Origin of the sequence: Alishewanella tabrizica (genome assembly GCF_014652375.1) — a bacterium.
In the GTDB taxonomy this organism is placed as follows: domain Bacteria; phylum Pseudomonadota; class Gammaproteobacteria; order Enterobacterales; family Alteromonadaceae; genus Alishewanella; species Alishewanella tabrizica.
In genome coordinates this window covers 30,180-50,928 of record NZ_BMYR01000010.1, presented here as the reverse complement: position 1 = coordinate 50,928, position 20,749 = coordinate 30,180, and the positions used below count along the sequence as shown (strand labels likewise).

13 protein-coding genes and 1 riboswitch are annotated in these 20,749 nt (G+C 47.4%); of the genes, 6 read left to right on the top strand and 7 right to left on the bottom strand.

Features of this window, described 5'->3' with window-relative positions; translation table 11 throughout:
- The first annotated feature begins 142 nt into the window (after positions 1-142).
- Complete coding sequence (locus IE070_RS12345; RefSeq protein ID WP_189483498.1) at positions 143-901, top strand: pseudouridine synthase; 759 nt, start codon at positions 143-145, stop codon at positions 899-901.
- 81 nt (positions 902-982) lie between these two features.
- On the opposite strand, the gene thiH is transcribed toward IE070_RS12345, so the two are convergent.
- The 7 genes from thiH to IE070_RS12310 all read right to left on the bottom strand — a co-directional run bounded on the left by thiH (position 983) and on the right by IE070_RS12310 (position 10,810).
- Entirely contained in the window at positions 983-2,200 is a 1,218-nt protein-coding gene (gene thiH / locus IE070_RS12340) for a 2-iminoacetate synthase ThiH (protein WP_229797058.1), read from the bottom strand.
- The gene (locus tag IE070_RS12335; protein WP_189483497.1) at positions 2,197-2,967 is read right to left on the bottom strand and encodes a thiazole synthase; all 771 of its coding nucleotides are present in this window, start codon (positions 2,965-2,967) and stop codon (positions 2,197-2,199) included. The genes thiH and IE070_RS12335 overlap by 4 nt, the downstream gene beginning before the upstream one ends.
- Before the next feature lie 2 nt (positions 2,968-2,969).
- Positions 2,970-3,170, bottom strand: a complete 201-nt coding sequence (gene thiS / locus IE070_RS12330) for a sulfur carrier protein ThiS (RefSeq protein ID WP_189483496.1) — start codon at positions 3,168-3,170, stop codon at positions 2,970-2,972.
- 9 nt (positions 3,171-3,179) lie between these two features.
- Positions 3,180-3,932, bottom strand: a complete 753-nt coding sequence (locus IE070_RS12325; RefSeq protein WP_189483495.1) for a HesA/MoeB/ThiF family protein — start codon at positions 3,930-3,932, stop codon at positions 3,180-3,182.
- Entirely contained in the window at positions 3,920-5,659 is a 1,740-nt protein-coding gene (thiE, locus tag IE070_RS12320) for a thiamine phosphate synthase (protein WP_189483494.1), read from the bottom strand. Before thiE ends, IE070_RS12325 begins: the two co-directional genes overlap by 13 nt.
- Positions 5,643-7,436, bottom strand: a complete 1,794-nt coding sequence (gene thiC / locus IE070_RS12315) for a phosphomethylpyrimidine synthase ThiC (RefSeq protein WP_229797063.1) — start codon at positions 7,434-7,436, stop codon at positions 5,643-5,645. Before thiC ends, thiE begins: the two co-directional genes overlap by 17 nt.
- A 353-nt stretch (positions 7,437-7,789) precedes the next feature.
- A riboswitch (TPP riboswitch) is annotated at positions 7,790-7,902 on the bottom strand.
- Between the two features lie 202 nt (positions 7,903-8,104).
- Positions 8,105-10,810 carry a putative bifunctional diguanylate cyclase/phosphodiesterase gene (locus IE070_RS12310; protein WP_189483492.1) on the bottom strand — a complete coding sequence of 902 codons (2,706 nt, stop codon included), beginning with the start codon at positions 10,808-10,810 and terminating at the stop codon, positions 8,105-8,107.
- Between the two features lie 253 nt (positions 10,811-11,063).
- On the opposite strand from IE070_RS12310, the gene IE070_RS12305 reads away from it, so the two are divergent.
- From IE070_RS12305 to IE070_RS12285, 5 genes are all read left to right on the top strand, one after another.
- Positions 11,064-13,037 carry an exoribonuclease II gene (locus IE070_RS12305; RefSeq protein WP_189483491.1) on the top strand — a complete coding sequence of 658 codons (1,974 nt, stop codon included), beginning with the start codon at positions 11,064-11,066 and terminating at the stop codon, positions 13,035-13,037.
- Positions 13,038-13,203: 166 nt separating this feature from the next.
- On the top strand, positions 13,204-14,382 hold the full coding sequence (locus IE070_RS12300) for a glycerophosphodiester phosphodiesterase family protein (RefSeq protein WP_189483490.1): 1,179 nt from the start codon (positions 13,204-13,206) through the stop codon (positions 14,380-14,382).
- Positions 14,383-14,525: 143 nt separating this feature from the next.
- A complete protein-coding gene (locus IE070_RS12295) occupies positions 14,526-16,862 on the top strand; it encodes a TonB-dependent receptor (protein WP_189483489.1) in 2,337 nt (778 codons plus the stop codon).
- Positions 16,863-17,028: 166 nt separating this feature from the next.
- Positions 17,029-19,353, top strand: coding sequence for a TonB-dependent receptor (locus IE070_RS12290; protein WP_189483488.1), 2,325 nt, complete (start codon positions 17,029-17,031; stop codon positions 19,351-19,353).
- 70 nt (positions 19,354-19,423) lie between these two features.
- Positions 19,424-20,746: an alpha/beta hydrolase family protein gene (locus IE070_RS12285; protein ID WP_189483487.1), complete on the top strand. Its 1,323-nt coding sequence runs from the start codon at positions 19,424-19,426 to the stop codon at positions 20,744-20,746.
- The last annotated feature ends 3 nt before the right edge of the window (positions 20,747-20,749 follow it).

Sequence of the window (20,749 nt, the reverse complement as noted above, 5' to 3'; positions counted from 1 at the left end):
CTTTATAAGATTGCAATTAACACAATTACGTTTAATAAAAAGGCGCAAGCATTTTATGCAATGGTGAACAAACCTTGCCCTTGTGCCACGCGCGCCTTAAACTATCGCCCTTTATTTCGTAAGTGAATTTACCAAGGCCATTATGACTGAACCCATGTTAACCCGTTTAAATAAATTTATCAGTGATACGGGGTTTTGTTCACGGCGCGAAGCCGACGCGCTAATTGCAGCCGGTGAGGTTACCGTAAACGGGCAGCCTGCGGCAATGGGGGTAAAAGTCGGTGCGCAAGATACGGTGTTAGTAAAAGGACAAGCGCTGCGAAGCAAACCTACCCGGGTGTACTTAGCTTACCACAAGCCCGTTGGGATCACGTGCACCACTGAGCGGCATATTCATGGCAATATTATTGATGCCGTCAAATACCCCGAGCGAATTTTCCCGATTGGTCGCCTAGATAAACCCTCAGAAGGCTTAATCTTTTTAACCAATGATGGGGATATCGTTAATAAAGTGCTGCGTGCGGGCAATGCGCACGAAAAAGAGTATGTGGTTACCGTAAACAAACCCATTACCGATACCTTTATTCGAAAAATGAGCCAAGGCGTGCCCATTCTCAACACGGTTACATTGCCCTGTCAGGTTACCCAAGTCTCCCGTAATACCTTCAAGATCATTTTAACGCAGGGATTAAACAGACAAATCCGGCGTATGGCTGAATACTGTGGTTATGAGGTAATGAAACTAAAACGCACACGCATTATGCATATCCGCTTAGCCGAGTTAAAGCCGGGTAAATGGCGTTTATTGGATCCCATTGAAATTAAGATGCTGGAACAATTAGTTCAAGACTCAAGTAAAACGGTGCTTCCCCCTCAATCTAATGATGATTTTGAAGAATAACAGTATAACGGCGTAACGTAGTTACGCCGTTTTAACACGATGCACTTATGCCCTGCTACACGACATGTTTATTCACAGCGCCTAATCTCGACACAGGCCCAATTCCCAATCTTTCCACACCGGCTGTAAACCGCGTTGCTGCATCGCCTCAGCCACGGCTGCTGCAGAGCGCTGATCATCGGTACTAAACTGCTCCAGACTGGCCGTTGCATCAGTATAAGCGCCGGGTGCAGTGCGTGAGCCGGCGCTAATACTGGTGATGGCCAAGGGCACCACATGATCACGAAAGTGCGCCGATTCCCGGGTGGATAAACTCAGTTCCAGCTCGGCATCAAATAAGCGCCAAGCGCAGATCAGTTGTACCAATTGTTTATCGCTGATTAAGGTATCGGACTCATGTTGCTGTAGCACCTGATCGGCCAAGCCACCCGCGCAGGGTCGCAGTCGCGGAAACGACATACTGTAACGGCTACGCCAATAATGCTGCTGTAAATAGCGCAAATGTAATGCCAAATAAATGGAGTCTAGCCGCCAGTCGCCTAATCCCAGTAAGGCGCCAAGACCTATTTTATCCACACCTGCCTGACCTAGCCGCTCAGGGGTGGCCAGCCGCCAATCAAAGTCCATTTTTTTCCCTCGGCTATGATGCTGCGCATAACACACCCGATCATAGGTTTCCTGATACACCAGTACACCATCTAAACCATATTGCCGAAGCTCAGCATAATCTTGACTCGACAGCGGCTGTACTTCTAACAGCACATAACTAAAGTAACGTTTTACCAGCGGCAGCACCTGCTTAAAGTAAGCCTGCCCCACTTTTTTCTCATGTTCGCCCGCGACCAGTAATACCGTTGAAAAACCCTGTGCTTTTAATGCCTGACATTCTTGCTCCACTTCGGCGAGGCTTAAGGTACGGCGTTTTAGCGCATTACTCATAGAAAAGCCGCAGTAGCTGCAGTCATTGGCGCATAAATTAGATAAATACAGTGGAATATAAAATTGCAAGGCATGGCCAAAGCGCTGCCGAGTTAATTGCTGGGCCTGCGCGGCCATCTGCGCTAAAAAAGGCGTGGCCGCTGGTGAAATTAACGCGACAAAATCAGCCAGATCACGGCGGCTTTTCGCTAATGCTCGCGTTACTGCAGCCGCATCGGCTTGCCTGATGTGTTGTTGCCAATACTGGCTATCTTGCTTGGCGAGTAACCCACTAAACCCAGCAGGCTCAAACTGTAAAGACTGCACCTCTCCAGTCATAGCCGAAGAAGCTGTCAAACAAGCAAAAGCGGGATGCGTCATAGGCTCTCCAAAAACGCGCTAAGTGGACTGCTAGCTACCGCCTGTTGTTGGCGTGTGGCTAAACCGGCTTGCCGCGCTAAGGCACCGGCTTCGCACGCCAATTTAAAGGCCTTGGCCATAGCAATAGGATCGGCAGCACTGGCTATGGCGGTATTCACCAGCACAGCAGTCGCCCCCAACTCTAAGGCTTCACTAGCATGACTGGGCGCGCCAATACCGGCATCCACAATCACCGGTACGCGGCTTTGCTCAATAATAATGCGCAAAAAATCGCGGGTTTGCAGGCCCTGATTCGAGCCAATAGGCGCCCCCAGCGGCATGACTGCTGCACAGCCTACTTCCTCTAGCCGTTTACACAGTACCGGATCAGCGCCGCAATAGGGCAACACCACAAAGCCTTTGGCCACCAACAGCGCTGCGGCCTTAAGCGTTTCTATCGGATCAGGCAATAAATAGCGTGGATCGGGATGAATTTCTAATTTCAGCCAGTGCGTTTGCAGTGCTTCACGCGCCAACTCTGCCACAAATACCGCTTCTTCGGCGGTACGTGCCCCCGAGGTATTAGGGAGCAATTTTACGCCAAGCGCGTTTAGCACCGGTAAAATCTCATCTTGCCTTGAGATCAAATCCACTCGCCTAAGCGCCATGGTTACCAGCTCGGTACCACTGGCCAGTAAACTTTGTTGCATCACACTGGCACGTTGAAATTTACCCGTGCCGGTCAGTAAACGTGATTGAAAAGTGTGCCCTGCTATCTGATAAGACATCACTAACCTCCTGCAATAGCCGTAAATAACATAATATTATCGCCCTCTTGCAGCGACTGACTGTCCCAATGACTGCGTGGGATCACCTGTTGATTAATGGCCACGGCGATCCCGGCTCTTAGCTGTTGTTGACTGGCTAAAAATACCGCCAGCGTCGTCGGGCTACTCAGCGTATAAGGCTGTTGATTAAATTGGATTTGCATCTTTTTATCTCATTCGTTAAGCGCACAAACTGGGCAATCGGGATCTTGTTGTAGCTGTAACTGACCACTCGTCCCCTGCAATCCATCAAAGTAGCGTAAATGGCCAAACGGAATCACACCGATATTCAATAGATACTGCAGCGCCAGCAGCGCTTGCTGGCAGGCCACCATGCCAACTAAAGGCCCCAAGATGCCACTTTGTAAACAGCTAGGGCTATCTTGCCAATCAGGGTATAAACACTGATAACAGCCCTGTCCTAGCCAAGGTTTAAGCGCCAATAATTGGCCTTGCCAGCCTGTCGCTGCGCCGCTGATCAGCGGCACCTGCTGCGTGTAACAGGCCTGATTAATGGCTAAACGGCTACTGGCGTTATCGGTGCAGTCCAGCACCAGATCCACCTCAGGCAGCAGCACCTGCAGCTCCGCGAGCGTTAAACGCTTGGGCAAGGTACTAATAGCAATCTCCGGATTTTGGGCCGTTAAGCGCGCTTTGGCACAGTCAACTTTATGCAGCCCCACCTCGGCGCTGCTATACAATAATTGTCTGGGTAGATTGCTTAAACTGACCCTGTCATCGTCCGCCAGCAGTAACTGCCCAACACCCGCCCCGGCTAAATAGGACGCGACCACGCTGCCTAAGCCGCCTAAACCGATGATCAACACCTTACTAGCAAATAAGCGCTGCTGCTGCCGCTCATCCATTTCCGGCAGCAGCAGCTGTGCGCTATAGCGCAGCTGCTGAGCAGGTATTAGTTCTGACATACTGCATCCACCTGAACGTTTACCTGTTCCAAACAGTTCGTTGCTAGCAGCGCTGGTGCTGATATCACTGGCTGCTCCTCAGTAAGCTGTGACATTTGCGCTATTTCTTTCGCTTGCGTTATTTCTTTAGCTTGCGCTAGGCGCGCCATCAGTTCTCGCGTGGCTTGCTCGGGTTCGGCCGCTTCGGTAATCGCCGTCACCACGGCAATGCTGTTGACACCGGTAGCGGCCACGGCCGACAACCGCTCCGCATTAATACCGCCAATTGCTACCGTTGGAAAAGGTGCCGCTAACTGCACATACTGCGCTAACCGCGCTAAACCTTGCGGCTTTGAGGGCATTTGCTTGGTTTTAGTCGGAAATATATGGCCAAGCGCAATATAAGATGGCTGCAAGGCTTTGGCCCGCAATAGCTCGGCATAGCCATGGGTAGAGATGCCCAGCCGGATCCCCGCTTGCTGTAACGCATGCAGATCGGCAGTGGCTAAATCTTCCTGCCCCAAATGCACGCCATAGGCACCCAGCTGCAAGGCCAATTGCCAATGATCGTTAATAAACACTTGTGCTTGATACTGCTTACCTAGCGCTATGGCAGCTGTGATCTCAGCAACCAGGTGTGCTGGATCTGCAGCAGCTTTAATCCGTAGCTGGATGGTTTTAATACCCAGCGGTAATAAGCGGGATAACCAAGCGACTGAATCAACGACTGGATAAAGCCCCATGTCAGGGTAAGTCAACGGCGCAAAGGCTGCGGCAGTCGGTTGCAAATCCGTTAAGCTAGCGCCTTGATAGAGCTGCTGTACCTGTGTCGTCGTTAGCCACACGGGAAAATAATCGCTGGCGACGGGCAAAGACAGATGTTCTAAGGTGCCAGGGCCTTTACCGGTAGCATAAGCCGCTTGCAAACTGCGATGTAAATAGGCTTTGGCGAGCACAATGGCATCTGCTAGGGGATAGCCCAGCGCCAGCGCACTGGCAATAGCGCTAGCTAAACTGCACCCTGTACCATGGTTATGTGGTGTCGCTATGCGCGGACTGGCCAGCCAAGCTTGCACCGTCGCCGAGACCAGATAATCCAGTGCTAAGTGTTGGCACCCACTGGCATGACCGCCTTTTACCAAGACCGCAGCGACGCCCTGTGTTAAAAGCGTTTGGGCGGCCGCGATGATTTGCGCTGGCGATGCCACCGGCAAGCCGGTTAAAGCGGCTAACTCGGGTAAATTAGGCGTAAGCAAATGCGCATAGCGGTACAGCTCAGGCAAGCGAGTGCTGGCTTGCTGTCCTTTCAACAGCAAACTGTCACCACAGCTGGCAATAAGTACCGGATCAATAATGATCGGTAGCGTTTTGGGTAAGGTTGCGAACAACTCGGCCAATTGCTGCTGTTGCTCCTGACTCGCCACTAAGCCTACTTTAATGGCCACTGGCGGTAAATCAGCTAGCAAGGTCTGCCACTGCGCTGCCAGCATCGCTGCTGATACCAACTCAACCCGCGCCACTTCCACCGAACTCTGGGCGGTGATGGCGGTGATCAAGGTGCAAGCATGTACGCCAAAAGCGCGCATGGTTAATATATCCGCCTGAATACCGGCGCCCCCGCCGGAGTCCGAGCCAGCAATTGACCACACAATGGGCTTGTGGGCAGCATGCAGTGACGCTAACTCAGTTCCCTGAATCGTTGCTGCTGCTGATGCGGTCAAGCGAGATGACTCAGAGTGTGGCTGCATAATCACGTACATCCTGAGTAATTTTCATTGAGCAGAACTTAGGGCCACACATAGAGCAAAAATGCGCGCTCTTGTTGGACGCCTGCGGCAAGGTTTCATCGTGATATTTGCGCGCCGTGGCTGGATCTAATGCCAGATTGAACTGATCTTCCCAACGAAACTCAAAGCGCGCCTTCGACATCGCATTATCGCGAATTTGCGCGCCTGGATGCCCTTTGGCCAGATCAGCAGCGTGGGCAGCAATTTTGTAAGCAATCAGCCCCTGTTTAACATCTTCTTTATTGGGCAGGCCCAAGTGCTCCTTCGGTGTAACGTAGCAGAGCATGGCACAGCCAAACCAACCGATAAAGGCCGCGCCAATGCCCGAGGTGAAATGATCATAGCCAGGTGCAATATCGGTCGTCAGTGGCCCTAAAGTATAAAATGGCGCTTCATGGCAGTGTTTTAGCTGCTCGTCCATATTTTGTTTAATCAAATGCATCGGCACATGGCCTGGGCCTTCAATCATTACCTGTACATCGTACTCCCAAGCAATTTTGGTCAGCTCCCCCAAGGTCGCCAGCTCGGAGAACTGTGCTTCATCGTTGGCGTCGTAAATCGAGCCTGGACGCAGGCCATCGCCTAACGACAGCGACACATCGTAGGCGGCACAAATTTCGCAAATTTCCCGAAAATGCTCGTATAAGAAATTTTCACGCTGATGCGTCAAACACCACTTCGCCATGATCGAGCCGCCACGCGAAACAATACCCGTTAAGCGTTTTGCGGTCATCGGCACATACGCCAGTAACACCCCGGCATGAATCGTAAAATAATCAACGCCTTGCTCGGCTTGCTCTAACAAGGTATCGCGAAAAATCGGCCAGGTCAGATCTTCGGCCACACCTTTGACTTTTTCTAGCGCTTGATAAATCGGTACTGTGCCAATCGGCACGGGGCTATTGCGGATAATCCAGCTGCGAGTTTGATGAATATCACGCCCCGTCGACAGATCCATCACCGTATCAGCGCCCCAACGGGTAGCCCACACCAGCTTTTCCACTTCTTCTTCAATGCTGGAGGTGACGGCCGAGTTACCGATATTGGCATTTACTTTAACCAAAAAATTGCGGCCGATAATCATCGGCTCGGCTTCAGGATGGTTAATATTGGCCGGAATAATGGCCCGGCCAGCCGCGACTTCGGCACGCACAAACTCGGGGGTAATCTGCTCGGGTAAGGCGGCAGCATAAGGCTGTCCCGGATGTTGTTGCTTTAACAAGGCGCTTTTTACCTGATCGCGCCCCATATTCTCGCGAATAGCAATATATTCCATCTCAGGGGTAATGATGCCAGCACGGGCATAGTGCAATTGCGTCACAATTTTGCCGGCCTGTGCTTTGAGCGGTTGGCGGTTTAAGCGATGCGGTACCGGCGCTTCCAGCTGTTGCTGCTGGCTAAAACGTGAGCTTAATCCGGACAACTGCTCGGTATCCTGCCGCGCTAAAATCCACGGTAAACGGACCGGTGCTAAGCCATCTTCTACACTGATACGGGCTTGCGGATCGCCATAAGGCCCAGAGGTATCATATACTGGCACCGCTTCATTCGGCTCAGTGATCGGGGCTTCCGGCGTGCCGCCCAGCACGGTATCAGAGAGCAAAATTTGCCGCATAGCCACCTGAATATCCGCTCGCGTTCCTTGCAAGTAAAGACGACGTGAATTGGGATAAGCCTCGCCCTGCAGTTCAGCAATAAAATCGCGGGCGGCTTGGCGTTGTAAACGGCGATTCGACACAGCAGCGTCTGCTGGAGTCTCTGCAGAAAATTGTTGTGCAGAAAACTGTTGTGCTGAAGATTGTGTTGAGGTTGAAGTTTCTGGAGCAAGTAAATCTGAAGTTGACATAGCAATCTCACCAAAAGGTTAAGGGAAAATGCTTGTCAGGAGTGTTGGATAGGATTAAATGATCACACTGGTAAACTAAGGCTGACCGAGTGTTTTACCCAGTGTAAAAGCTGCAGGTTGACTTACCGCTGCAGTTCCCTGAAATGCCATATAACTAACATTACTCACATTACTCACAAAAATAACATGATAAATTGCATTATTGGGCAGCGGGATAAAGTGCCATAGGCCTACACTAAGGTATCACTTAACCACTACTTGTTCCCTTCGCAGGTATTAGCCTGATCAGGTTCAACGGATCCCGCAATGCGGTCTCAGCTTTAGGGGAATAATCCCTAAGGCACTCCGACAAGATGTAACTACTTAAAGTTAGTTGTAATAAACATTACCTATTTATAAAACCACATAACGATTAAAAAGAAAAGGCATCGTTAAGAATTTTGCCTAAAGTTATCTGCGCATACTTGACCTAGCTGTACTTGATCTAGCTTTACTTGATCTGGCTTTACTTGATCTGGCTTTACTTGACCTAACTCTACTTGGCATACTTGAACGTGCTTTCAAATTTGTTGTTCTTCGAGGTAAATCAATAAATCAGCTAAGGCCATAGGCCGCGCATAATAATAACCTTGCACGCGATCGCAACCGAGCTCTTTACAAAGTCTTGCCATATCTGGCGTTTCTACGCCTTCTATCACCACAATTTTGCCAATTTGCTTACAGGTATTGACGATCATTTCCACAATCTTACGCTGTTTCGCATCACTTAATAAGTCTTGCGTAAAAGAGCGATCCAGCTTTATCGTATCGGCCGGTAAGCGGTACAAATACGATAAACTCGAAAACCCAGTACCAAAATCATCTAACGCTAACAAACAGCCTAATTGTTTGATCCGCTCTGGCAATAAAAAGGCATTACTTTGCCCTTCTAATAACGCACTTTCGGTTAATTCAACACAAATACGTTCAGGTGCAATAGCAAAATGGCTTAACGCATTATCTAAGAATTGGACATAATCATAACGGCGCAATTGTTGCGATGACACGTTAATTGCGGCGCTTAAACTGGCTAATTGCGGCTCATCACGTAAATCACGCAATACAATCTCTGTCACTTGCTCGCCTAATTGAATGATCTGTCCAGTTTGCTCCGCAATAGGGATAAACTCTGCTGGCGAAATATAACGCCCCTGATCTTGCCAGCGCACCAAACTTTCAACGGCCACCACCTTACCCGTGATAAAATCTATCACCGGTTGATAGAAAACCTCGAGTTGTTTGGCATCTAACGCGGCCTGCAATCTATTACGCATGGCCATGATATGCCGATAATTTTCAGCCATAGATTGCTGATAAAACCGGTAAGTATCGCCACCCGCCTGTTTGGCATAACTCATTGCCACATCCGCCAACTGAGTCAGTAATTGCGAACTTTTACCCTCTTCGGTATTGATGACAATACCGATACTGGCCGTTAGATAAACATTAAACCCCGTCGCAGAGCTAGGCTGAGCTAACTGGAATAACACTTTTTTGGCCAGCGCTTCAGCTGCAGCGGCATCACAATCAGGAATGTACACCAAAAACTCATCGCCGCTAAAACGTGCCAACAGGGTTTGCTCGCCCACTAGAGCTCGGATCCGCAAAGCAATTTCGGCCAATAATCTATCACCCACTTCATGACCAAAACTGTCGTTTATCGGTTTAAATCCATCTAAATCAATAAAAATCATGGCCTGAGGTAACACATATTGCTCAAGGGGAGCGCTTTCAATTGCCTGGTAAAAAGCATCACGACGAAATAACCCAGTAATGTCATCAAATTTTGCTAAGCGCGATAACTTGCCTTTTTCCCGATTCAATTGGCGAGTGCGATCGGCAGCAAGTACAAAGGTGCAACAAAATACCAAGGCGACCCAAAGCACGATTTGATGCAAGCGCGATCTGGCTTGTAAGTCGCTCATATCACTTACAAAAACATAAAAAGCACTGCCATTCCAGTCGGTATCAGATGGTGTTATCTTAAAATAATACTGATAGCGCTTTTGTAACGCTTGCAAACTGGCTTGGTGAAAGGATTGTTCATCGGCAGATAACAATACATCAGGCAGTACTTCTAAATAAATTTTTAGCTGTGCACCAGGTTCAGCCGTATCGATGATTAAGGTATTTTTTAAATTGATCAGCACCACAACAACACGATTATCGTCATCATTTACCGCGATGCTTAGTCGCAGCATTAACATAGGATGTTGGGTGTTCATGGAAGCACTATTGCTAGCTAGCGTAAAACGTGGATTGGGTTCTTTTATCCAAGCTAAAATAGCCGCATTGCTTAATAAGCCTTGTTGCTGAAAATAGTCAGCTTCGCCCACCTTATGCAAGGGATTGGCTTGCTGATCATACACAATTGCACCATAAATCAATTCATAAGAGCGAGATAAGGCCTCTAAGTCAGCAAGCATAAAGTCGTTGCGCTGCGCTGCATTCACCAATTGCCAGCGCGCTTGAGCACGCTCAAATAAACTTTGGGAAAAACGCAGCTGTTGTTGTACCTGACTGGTAATTCGCTGAACTTTTTGCTCCGCCAGACGCGTTTCATACTTTACATCATAAACCGTTAGCGTAAACCATACGCAATACCCTGCTTGAAACATCAGAATCGCAATTAGGGTGCTGCGACTAGGCCACCCAGCACAAGTTAATGCAAAATGTTGGCGTAGCGCTAACGCGATACCGCCGGCAATAAACATAACGGGAATTAAAGACGAGCTAAAAGGGGTTTGTATTTGGCCTGATACGTTAGGTAGCCATAAGCTCAATTGTAAGTAACAACCGTAACTGACGGTACAAAATGCCAATAACCGCCAGAGCCAATTGCTGAATTTAACCTGCACTGGCACCAGCAAAACGGCGGCGGAGAGCAATAATAAACCCGACAAAATGGGTAAGGGAATGCCACTAAACGCCTGCTGCTGTAAATCATCCTCAAGTAAAACGGCTTCAACCGTAATACCAAGCAATAACACTGCCGCAAGCCAAGTCAGTTTTCGCCATTGAAAAACGACCGCGGTAAATCCCAAGCTAACCACCAGACAGGATTTAACCAGTACCAGTGACAACAAAGGGAGCATCAGGTTTTCAATAAACAACTGCTCTACTAACCCCAGCAGAGCAACAATACTAAAAAAACCCGCAATCAGTAGATAAAAAGCCAAGGCGGTAGCACGGCTAATACTATCGTGTAATTTCCAAGTTACAGACAAACTTATACCTTACTATTTTAGCTTTATTTCGCCACACATTTGGCTTTTACAAGTCAACACTTAAGGGCAGACGTACTTATGCCAAAAGCAAAAACTATAATATAAAAAGGATGTTACCTGTCTTAGCCCCGTGTTAGCAAGACAGACTTGGGCTATTTACAGTTTTTTAATTTTTATAAGCGATTTTGACTTTACTTGGCTAACGTCCGCTAACCCCGTATAGTGTCGCCGATAATTTCTCAGGTTTTTAAATATGCTTCAAAACAATCCTCTGTTAGCACAGTTAAAACAGCAGCTTCGTGAATCCTTGCCAACCAAAGAAGGTGTAGTACGCGCCACCGCTAAAAGCTTCGGCTTTTTGGAAATCAGCGATAAAGAGAGCGTGTTTATTGCCCCTCCTCACATGAAAAAGTTGGTCCATGGCGATAAAATATCGGCTCTGATCACCACGGTAGAAGGAAAACCTCAGGCCGAGCCACAACAGCTAATTGAAGCGGCATTAACACAATTCGTCGGACGGGTAAAACGGCAGAAAAATAAACTGCAGGTGGTGCCTGATCATCCGCAGATGCGTGAAGCATTTAAAGCAGAACTCGCAGACACATTAACCAACATTGTATTAGAAGAGGGTGATTGGGTTTTAGCCTCGTTAAACCAACATGCCTTACGTGATACACAATTTTTAGTTACTGTTACTGCACTTATAGCCAAAGCCGATGATCCTGAAGCGCCATGGTGGGTGGTATTAGCACGGCACAAACTGCCAAAAACTGCGCCAGAGGCAAATGAAAACTGGACGCTCGACGATACGCACCCTCGTCACGATTTAACGGCATTGCCTTTTTTTACCATTGATAGCGATAGTACACAGGATATGGACGATGCGATTAGCATTAGCCAAACCGAAACAGGCTGGCAACTCACCGTTGCTGTAGCCGATCCTGACGCATATATTCCTGCAGATTCGCCGTTAGACCAGCTTGCCAAAACCCGTGCATTTACCACCTACTTGCCTGGTCGTAATATTCCTATGCTACCGCGCCAACTTGCAGATGAATTATGCTCATTACACCCTGAACAGCAGCGCCCTGCACTATGCGCGCAATTTACCATTGGCCTTGACGGAAGCTTACAACAGGATGTGATCTTTCAACTGGCTTGGATCAGCTCTAAAGCGCGCTTTAGTTATCAGCTCATTTCTGATTATCTTGAACAGAAAACAGCTTGGCAGCCAGACAGCGCGATAATGAGTGCGCAATTGACACAGCTTGCGGCAATGGCAAAAGCTCGACAAGCATGGCGGCAACAGCATGCTGTGGTGTTTCAAGATAAACCAGATTATCGCTTTGAATTGGACAACGGCAACGTTGTCGCCATACATGCAGAACATCGCCGTATTGCCAATCAAATGGTTGAAGAAGCCATGATTGCGGCGAACATTGCTTGCGGTCAGTTTTTAGCAACGCATTTAGGGTGTGGCTTATTTAACACTCACAGCGGTTTTGATACGACTAAGCTAAACGCGCTAAAAGAGCTCCTAAACAAAGCAGCTTGCCCGATTGAGCCTGAACAACTCTCTACATTAACGGGCTATTGTCAGTTGCGTCGTTGGTTACAACAACAGCCCACAGCCTATCTCGAAAATCGGATTAGACGGTTTCAATCCTATGCGGCAATGAGTGTTACGCCAGAAGCCCACTTTGGCATGGGTTTACCACAATATGCCACCTGGACCTCACCGATCCGTAAATATGGTGATTTAGTAAACCAACGTTTAATTAAAGCGGTGCTCGCACAGCAAAGCCCTGAGCCCCTCAATGACGCCTTAACACAACACTTGGCTGAACAACGGAAAACGCAACGCAAAGCTGAACGCGACATTGCCGATTGGTTATATGGCCAGTTCTTAGCAAAATTTGTGGGTACTGTGCATTCTTTTACGGGTGAGATTATTGACATTAATCGTGCCGGGATCCGAGTAAAAATAATGGAAAACGGCGCGGTTGGGTTTATCCCAATGAGTTTAATCAGTTCAGAAGCGCAGCCTGTTACCGCCAATTGGGAAGAAGGCCGTTGTTATCAAGCAGACAATATCCTTTATGAACTGGGACAAACGCTCATCGTTTGTATCCAGAGTATTGATGCTGATAATCAAAGTATTACGCTGGCTATTTCGTCTTCCGATATAACGGACTCTGCTGCAGAGTCTGAGGTGTCTAGCGCTTAATTAACACTAGATTGCGTTGCGCTGCGCTAATAGTCTATTTCGCAGCGCGAATTCATCAAACTGTCATCGGGGTAACTTAACCTATGATTTTTTAGAGGTGCTTATAAAATTTTTGTTAACTACACGATTTTATAAGTGCTTGTAGGATTTTATAGGTGATGACACTATGATGCTATTCGCATTACTTTTAAGCAGCTTACCTCTCGCAGATTTAGGCCCAAGACCAGGCTACTTAACCGATTTACTCCCCACTGGCACGTTAAAAACACGTCTTAGCCAATGCTTAACACAGCCTGCAACACGCCATCCCTTTTCTATTGGCCATCGTGGTGCGCCTTTGCAGTTTCCTGAACACAGTAAAGCGTCATATTTAGCCGCTATCCGGATGGGCGCCGGTATCTTAGAATGTGATGTTACCTTCACTGCGGACAAACAACTAGTCTGTCGGCATGCCCAATGTGATTTACACCAAACTACCGATATTTTGCTAAGACCCGAACTGGCCGCTAAATGTACCACCCCTTTTAGCCCAGCGAGTAGTGAACACCCCGCCAGCGCCAGCTGTTGCGCCTCAGATATTACCGTTGCTGAATACAAAAGCCTCTGTGCGAAAATGGATGGTGTTAATCCTGCTGCGATCACTGTTGCAGATTATGTCAACGGCAGTCCAGATTGGCGTACCACCTTATATGCCCAATGTGCTGCGCCCTTAACGCACCAAGAGAGTGTTGCGCTGTTTCAAGCGCATGGCGTGATGATGACCCCCGAGCTTAAAGCGCCAGAAGTCAGCATGCCTTACCAAGGCAGTTATACGCAGGAACATTATGCGCAGCAGCTGATTAATGAATACAAAGCCGCTGGCGTCACGCCAGATCACGTCTGGCCACAATCCTTTCACCTCGCAGATATTCGCTATTGGCTCAAACACGAACCTGAATTTGCCAAGCAAGCCGTATTCCTTGATGCCCGTGTTGAAGATGCCGCTTATGATGCTAATAACCCGCAGTTACTCACCCCCAGTTTTGCCGAGCTAAAAGCCGAAGGGGTGAATATTATCGCGCCACCACTTTGGGTATTGGTTACGCTAGAAAATGGCCAAATTGTGCCCTCGCCCTATGCTAAAGCTGCAAAGGCAGCCGGTTTACAGCTGATCACCTGGTCGTTAGAGCGTTCTGGTCCTTTAGCCAATGGCGGCGGTTGGTATTATCAATCGATAGCCGACGTCACCAGCGATAATAGCGTGACGCTGCAATTACTGGATGTATTAGCGAAACAAGTTGGCGTGATCGGTGTGTTTTCAGATTGGCCAGCAACCACCACTTTTTATGCCAACTGCATGTTATAATGTAGCAATTTATGTTAATTTTTAATCAAAAATAAATACAAATGAAATAATTTAGCAATATATATATTACACACTAGCGCCGCTGCATGCTGGCTCAATCAGCATGATTAAAACTAAAAACACAATCGCTAGTGGAGAATTCTGTGCACACTTTTAAAGCCAACTTACTTACCTTAGCCGTACTAAGCGCCATCAGTTTACCGGCGCACGCTGAATTGCTGGCCAATGAGGCCGCTGAAAAAGAAGTCGAAGTGATTTCGGTACTGGGTAAACGTGTTAGCTATGCCAACAACACTACTGACGAAAGTATGAAACTTGCCAAAGCGCCTATTGGCAACGTGATGGATCTTATCGATAACCTGCCTGGCATTAATGTTGGCCAAGGCGATGCCTTTGGTGGTGACGATTACACCACCACCATCAGCATGCGCGGCTTTGTGATAGACCGTGCTGATCAACAACTGGGGATTACGATTGATGGCGTCCCTAATGGCGGTTCAGCTTATGCGGGTGGCAGTAAAGCCAACCGTTATTTAGATGTTGAAAACACCCGTTTGGTAGAAGTGGGTCAAGGTAGCGCCGATATCGCCTCAGCCTCGTTAGACGCACTGGGGGGTACCATAAACTTTGTCTCCGCTAACCCAGAGATGGAAGCCGGTGCACGCTTTGCGTATACCAGTGGTAGCCACAATGCCCGCCGTTATTATGCCCGTTATGATAGCGGTGAAGTTTTTGGTAATACCACGGCTTACTTCAGTTTATCGGATAGTTTTAATAACCGTTGGATGGGTTCAGGTAGCAATGGTAATACCGATCGTTTACATGTTGAATTTAAAAGTGTCACCGAGCTGGATAAAGGGCGCGTGACAGCGCGCGTGTCTTATAACGATGCGCATGAAGATAACTATCAACCCATTTCTTTAGCGCATTTCAATCGGACACCCCGTTGGGATGGTTTAACCACTAACTGGACCGGCAACCCGGATATTGATCAAAATTTTGCCGAAGCCTGGTCAACCCTGCGTGAAAATACCCTAGCATATGTAAAAATGGAATGGTATTTATCTGACAACCTAGAACTCGATGTCACGCCGTATTTGCATTTACAAAATGGACGTGGTGACTGGTTACCGCCCTTCCAAGTTTATGCCACTAATGCCAATGGTGATCGCATCAACCGTGGCAACGGCACAAGACGGGTAAATTATACCCACGTTAATGCAGCCGGCTTACCTATTCTAGATGGCAATAACAGCCAAGCTGGCGCTAAACGTGTGTCTTCATATCGCCACACCCACTATGAAAAAACCCGTTTAGGTACCACCGCAAACTTAAGCTGGGAGCTAGGTAATCACCGTTTACGTACCGGTGTTTGGTTAGAATCGCAAGAACGTAACCAAACGCGTGATTGGCATGATGTGATTGATCCACGGGTTTCGTATGAGTTTAATGACCAACCTTATTGGGTACAGTTTGATGACGATTATCAACATGACGTCACTAAATTCTACCTACAAGATCAAATCACTTTAGGCGATTTGCAATTAACTCTGGGCGTGCAAAAATACTTGGTTGAACTCACGCGGACGGACGACCTTAATGGTAAAGGCAAAGACAGTATTGATAGTGATTCAGACTGGTTACCCAGCGCGGGTGTAGTGTATCGATTAAACGATAAAGTTGAGGTGTTTGCTGGCTACGCTAAAAACTTTAAATCGATATCAGACAGTATTTTAGAGAATAAGAAGACGGCGGATCTGGCCAATCTTAGCCCAGAAACAGCCACCAATATGGACTTGGGTATTCGTTATTTTGGTGAGAATGTTAGCTTCTCCAGCGCTATATATAACGTGAAGTTTAATGATCGCGTGGTGTTGTTACGTTATGCCACCTCTGCCGATGGTACACCGAATTATTTAGCGGCCGGTGACGGTAATTTCGATAACGTGGGTGGTGTAACTGCCCGCGGTTTTGAAACCAGTGTTGACTGGCGTTTACATCAGAACCTGAGCTTGACTAGCGCCATTACCTACAACAGCGCCGAGTACTCAGAAGATGTGTTCGCTAGTAAAACTACGCCAACAGGTCAACCTGCTCTAGTAAAAGATTACCGTGAAGGCGATAAACTGGCCGGTATTCCAGAGAAAATGTTGTCTCTGGCTCTCAACTACCATGATGGTAACTATCGCGCAGGTTTATCTAGCAAATATGTGGCAAGTTATTTTGGTGCTGCAAAACACAGCTATAACAGTCAAGGCGCTGAAGTATGGAATCGTGATGAGATCCCAACACACACCTTACTCAATGCCTACCTAGGCTATGAGAAAGCACTTGATAACAGTAGTCTCTTCAGTGGTGTCGACTTAGCTTTTGTTATCAATAACTTGACTGACAAAAACTATATCACTGGCGGCAGCGAAGGCGCTTACCTGATTGGCGCAGGCCGCACTGCGAGCTTTACTATCAGTTTAAATTTCTAATGTGATCTAAAAACCATTTCTGCAGCAAAGGCCTGTTCTCAGGCCTTTATTTTTTAACTGAAATAATCCCGCAACAAAAACGTCAGCAAATGGTAAGCAATTTGTCTATTTACTGTAATTTAGAGTGTTTACTTTATCGCATCACTTTGATGCAGGAATAAAAAAAATGACATACAACACTCAAAATACCTTTAAAAGAAATACCCTAAGTGCACTCATTTTGGCTTGCTTAGCAAATAACGCTTTTGCCAATACCGTTGACGTTTCGGCAGAAGCCGATATTGAACGGCTAACCGTCACCACGCAAAAACGTGTACAAGCGATTAAAGATGTCCCTGTAACGGTCAGCGCCTTTACCGGTGAAATGCTGGAGCAACTGGGTATTCAAGATTTAGACGTACTGTCGGAAATTACCCCAGGATTAATTATTCAAGAACAAAGCCCAAATAATCCGGGTTTTGTCATTCGCGGTATAACCTCTGATAGCGGTTCGGCTCAAGCCGCGCCTCGTGTCTCGGTATATTACAACGGAACTGATATCTCTCGCTCACGCGGATCGTATTTTGAACTCTTTGATATTGAACGAGTAGAAGTTGTAAAAGGCCCGCAAGCAACGCTATTTGGCACCGCCGCATCGGTGGGTGCACTTAGTGTCTCTACCCGTAAGCCGCAAGAAGAATTTGAGGCTGGCATTACCGCGGGTGTTGGTAATTATGCAGCCAGAAACCTACAAGGCTTTGTTACTGGCGGGCAACAACACATACAAGGTCGTTTAGCATTTACCTATCGCGAGCGCGATGGCTATATTAAAAATATTGCGGCTAATCAACCGGATCTTAATGGTATTGAACGTGTGGGTGTTCGTCCTTCTGTCCGTTTTACACCTAATGATGATGTGACGATCGATGTTATTTATAACTATGAAAAAAATAACGACACCGGTACGTCCTTTAAAAGCCTACGCTTTGCCCCAACTGGCGGCGATACTAGTCCCTTCAGCTTTGTGGAAGCCAGTGGTAGCCCGCTTGCGGCAGAGGTTTTCGGAAAAGCGGATCTTGGCATCGATCGTACGGTAAAAGATGTCAATCTAACGATTAACTGGGACCTCTCCGAGCAATGGCAATTGACGAGTATAACAGCCAAACGACAGTTTGATTCGCTAGAGGTGTTTGATGCCGATGGCACTCAAGCGTGGTTCTTAGAATTTGCTGAAGAGGCCAGTGGCGAGCAAATTAGCCAAGAAATACGTTTAAACTTTAATGGTGATAAAGTAAACAGCTTTTTTGGGGTAAGTTATTTTGATGAAGAAGGCTCGCAACGTGTGCCTTTTAGTACTGAAGAATCGATATATCTTAATTGCGTTGGGCAATTAGCCGCATTAAACGTACCTTGTATCAATGCAAACGGCACGGTGAATATTTTAACACCGGTGTTAACGCAAGGTCGCTTTCAGACACTACCCTATTCAGGCGTATTCCAGAATTATGGTGAAAATCAAGCAGTCTCGGTTTTTGCCGATGTCAGTTATGCCTTTACAGATAAACTAGAGCTTACGGCAGGCTTACGTTATGTTAATGAGGAAAAAACCAGCCGTTATGCCTCAAATTTTGCTAACGCTGTGTTAGCCCCTGTACCTCTCTTGCCCGTTGCATCAACCTCAGGACGAATTTTTAGTGCTGATGGTCGATTTGACAGCTGGTTACCACGCTTTAACGCGCTGTATCGCATCAATGATAATCTAAATATGTATGCTACTGTTTCGAAGGGACGACGTTCAGAAGTCGTCGATGTCGCCTCAGCCAATAGCAGCACAGGTGTTATCCCTCGGATCACCGAAATCCCTGCTGAAACCGTGTGGAATTATGAAGCAGGATTTAAAGGGCAAACTGAAAACAACCGCTTACGCTACGCCATATCGAGTTTTTATCAAGATTATCAAAATTTCCAAGTCACTTTACAGGATGACGCTGGTAACTTTTTTGTCGCCAATGCCGGTAATGCAAAAAATATCGGGGTTGAGGCAGAAATAAAACTCACGCTGAATGCGTCACTAGAATGGTTTAACAACCTGGCGTGGATTGATGCAAAAATTGATGATAACAGCAGCAATGGTAACCTCGCCGGAAATCGTTTCCGCTTGCAGCCAGAATATACCCTTGGCACGGGACTCATGTATGCGCAGGATCTCAATAGTACTTATCGAGTAAACAGCTCGTTAATGTACACCTTTAGAAGCGATATCTTTTTTGAAGAAGCCAACGCACCCGTTGCCGGATTTGATGTAAGTCAGGCTGCTGTGCAATTAACCAGCTTGCGTATAGGTTTTGAAAACACACAGCAAAATTGGTCGGTTACGCTATCTGCTAGTAACCTGTTTGATAAAGCCTACTTAGTGGATGCAGGTAATACTGGGGGCAGCTTTGGCTTCCCAAGTTTTATCGCTGGCGCGCCACGTTTTATCGGCCTTGAGTTCAGTAAAACCTTTATGTAATGGCCATTTCCGCGCGCGCTCTGTAGCCGCGCGGAAATTATCCTCCGCTGTATTTTGTCAAAGGTAAACTATGCAATTATCATTCTGCTCTTGTCTACTAAGTTTAGGGTTATTGACTCATGCAGTTACCGCTGCAGATACCCTGTACTTGCCCCAACCCCCAACTACCCTGCCCAGTTTGTCCATCGCAGGCCCTTATTCTGTAGGCGTGCGCACCCTTAGTATTGTTCATACGGATCAACTTGAGCCGTTGACACAGCACATTGAAGATCGGCCATTAGTATTAGAAGTTTGGTATCCAGCACACATCCAAGCAGCTATGCCTTCTGGAATTACGCAAGTGTCCAGCGTGAACATGGCCATCTATGAAAATGTGACAAAAAGCCATCAAGCGTTTAGTGTTCAGGGAAGCGCCTATCGTGATGCTAAGCCCGACCTGAGTCAGCGCTATCCGCTCGTGGTCTTGTCACACGGCTATACGGGGTATCGTACGTTAATGTATTACTTGGGTGAACATTTAGCATCACACGGTTATGTTGTGGTATCAATTGATCATCCACACTCAACTAATCGCGAGATCGATGCGAAAAATGCCCCATACCGTGGCTTTTTAAATACCTTGTACCATCGTTCGCGCGATCAACAATTTGTCTTATCCCATTGGCGAGCTAATCCAGATCTGTTGGATGGCATGGTAGACACCACTCACGCCGCTGTAATTGGCTATTCGATGGGAGGCTATGGTGCTATCAATACTGTGGGAGGCTGTTTTAATTTTACCGAGCAGCGCATTGCCGCTTTTACAGGCAGTAAAGATCCTCAAGCAAACCAGTCATTACAGGCTTTGCTGAATAGCTGCGCGGGTGGACAATACCAAGAACCTATTGTTGACAGTGCTTGGAAAGCCGCTATAGCTATTGCACCTTGGGGAGGGCAACATCGTTTATTTGCGCCAGAAGCCTTACAAGGTATTAAAGTACCTCTGCTATTTTTTGCAGGTGATCAAGATGATGTGTCTGACTACGCGGGTATGCAATGGCTATACGAACAAACCGGTAGCCCAACAAAATACCTGCTCACCTACCATAATGCTAGGCATAATATTGCACCTCACCCAGCACCTGCTGTTGCACGTAACAATCAGCAGGATTTTGCACACTATCACGAGCCCGCATGGTCTACACACGCCATCAATTACATCAATCAGCATTTTGCTTTAGCCATGCTTGATTGCCATGTTAAAGCGTTATCAGAGTCCTGTCGATATTTGCAGCTAAGCCCAACACCGGTAACGGCTACGCCAAGCGCTGAAGGGCAAAGCGGCTGGTTAGGGTTTCCAGCCCGCTATGACACGGGCCTCTCTTGGCAGTATCAGCAAACCGCGCCTAAGTAAAAC

Coding starts and splice junctions, on each gene's coding strand:
- IE070_RS12345 (WP_189483498.1), top strand. CDS start 143: ATGACTGAACCCATGTTAACCCGTTTAAATAAATTTATCAGTGATACG.
- thiH (WP_229797058.1), bottom strand. CDS start 2,200: ATGACGCATCCCGCTTTTGCTTGTTTGACAGCTTCTTCGGCTATGACT.
- IE070_RS12335 (WP_189483497.1), bottom strand. CDS start 2,967: ATGTCTTATCAGATAGCAGGGCACACTTTTCAATCACGTTTACTGACC.
- thiS (WP_189483496.1), bottom strand. CDS start 3,170: ATGCAAATCCAATTTAATCAACAGCCTTATACGCTGAGTAGCCCGACG.
- IE070_RS12325 (WP_189483495.1), bottom strand. CDS start 3,932: ATGTCAGAACTAATACCTGCTCAGCAGCTGCGCTATAGCGCACAGCTG.
- thiE (WP_189483494.1), bottom strand. CDS start 5,659: ATGCAGCCACACTCTGAGTCATCTCGCTTGACCGCATCAGCAGCAGCA.
- IE070_RS12305 (WP_189483491.1), top strand. CDS start 11,064: ATGCTTCAAAACAATCCTCTGTTAGCACAGTTAAAACAGCAGCTTCGT.
- IE070_RS12300 (WP_189483490.1), top strand. CDS start 13,204: ATGATGCTATTCGCATTACTTTTAAGCAGCTTACCTCTCGCAGATTTA.
- IE070_RS12290 (WP_189483488.1), top strand. CDS start 17,029: ATGACATACAACACTCAAAATACCTTTAAAAGAAATACCCTAAGTGCA.
- IE070_RS12285 (WP_189483487.1), top strand. CDS start 19,424: ATGCAATTATCATTCTGCTCTTGTCTACTAAGTTTAGGGTTATTGACT.